The sequence below is a fragment of the Xanthobacter pollutisoli genome, from assembly GCF_040044995.1.
Classification (GTDB): Bacteria; Pseudomonadota; Alphaproteobacteria; order Rhizobiales; family Xanthobacteraceae; genus Xanthobacter.
The window spans coordinates 1-1,409 of record NZ_JBDZDP010000070.1; the positions used below are offsets into that span (position 1 = coordinate 1).

The following is a 1,409-nucleotide window of genomic DNA, read 5'->3' on the forward strand; positions in this document are numbered from 1 at the left end:
CACGACGTGTTCACGGTGAAGGGCATGCCCGGCATCAAGGTGCCCCTGCCGGTCATCATCGGCCTCGACATGGCCGGCGAGATCGTCGAGCTGGGCGAGGGCGTCACCGGCTGGGCGGTGGGCGACCGCGTCCTCGTCAATCCGCTCAACCCCGGCAAGGGGCTGATGGGCGAGATGCTCGACGGCGGCATGGCGCAGTATTGCGCGGTCACCGCCGGCCAGCTCATCAGGATGCCGCCCGACGTCAGCTTCGTGGACGCCGCCTCGCTGCCCGTCGCCTACGGCACCGCGCACCGCATGCTCGTCACCCACAACACGGTGAAGAAGGGCGACAAGGTGCTCATCCTCGGCGCCTCGGGCGGCGTCGGCACCGGCTGCGTCATGCTGGCCAAGCAGATGGGCTGCGAGGTCATCGCCTGCGCCGGATCCGACGACAAGATGGCCCGCCTCAAGGAACTGGGCGCCGACCACGTGGTCAACTACCGCGAGACCGACTTCTCCAAGTGGGCCATCCAGCAGTACGGCAAGCCCGAGCGGCGCGGCTACGGCGGCGGCGTCGACGTGGTGGTGAACTTCACCGGCGGCGACACCTGGGCGCCCTCCCTGAAGTGCGTCAAGCGCGGCGGCACCATCCTGGTGTGCGGCGCCACCGCCGGCCACGATCCCAAGGAAGACCTGCGCTACATCTGGAGCTTCGAGCTCAAGGTCATCGGCTCCAACAGCTTCTACCACGACAATCTGTCGGCGCTCATGGACATGATCCAGGAGGGCACGCTGAAGCCGGTGGTGGACAAGGTGCTGCCGCTGGAAGAGGCCGCCGAGGGCCTGCGCATGATCCGTGACCGCGAGGTCATGGGCAAGATCGTCGTCACCCCCTGAAAGGCCGCACCATGAGCGATACCCCCCTCACCAAGGAGAAGGTGGAGGCCATGCTGCTGCGTGGCCCGTTCCACCAGTGGCTCGGCCTCACCGTGGAGGAGGTCGGCGAGGGCAGCATCCGCCTGCGCGCCAAGTGGCGGCCGGAATGGGTGGTGAACGCCGACCGCGGCTATACCCACGGCGGCATCCTCGCGACCCTCGTGGACCTGACCGCCGACTGGGCCCTGGTGTCCAGGACCGGCCGCGGCGTGCCCACCGTGGACCTGCGGGTGGACTACCACCGCGCGGCCATGCAGCACGACCTGGTGTGCGTCGGCAAGGTCATCAAGTTCGGCGGCCAGCTCTGCGTCGCCGAGGCGCAGATCCTGGACGAGGCTGGCAAGCTGCTGGCCAGCGGGCGCGGGGTCTACATGATCCCCGCCGCGGCCTGAGGAGGCAAACGGTGGCCGCACTCGACCACGTGGTGATCAACACCCTGCGGAACATGGATGCGGCCGCCGCAACCTGCGAGGCCCTGGGATTCACCTTGA

2 protein-coding genes are annotated in these 1,409 nt (G+C 68.5%); both read left to right on the plus strand.

The genetic code is table 11. The annotated features are described in order from the left end of the window. On the plus strand, window positions 1-879 hold an 879-nt coding region (locus tag ABLE93_RS26880; RefSeq protein WP_348842718.1), incomplete at its 5' end, for a zinc-binding dehydrogenase. Between the two features lie 11 nt (window positions 880-890). Continuing rightward, window positions 891-1,310, plus strand: coding sequence for a PaaI family thioesterase (locus ABLE93_RS26885; RefSeq protein ID WP_348842719.1), 420 nt, complete (start codon window positions 891-893; stop codon window positions 1,308-1,310). The last annotated feature ends 99 nt before the right edge of the window (window positions 1,311-1,409 follow it).

What these genes read in the sequence shown, in the direction of transcription:
- ABLE93_RS26885 (WP_348842719.1), top strand. Translation starts at nt 891, where the DNA reads ATGAGCGATACCCCCCTCACCAAGGAGAAGGTGGAGGCCATGCTGCTG.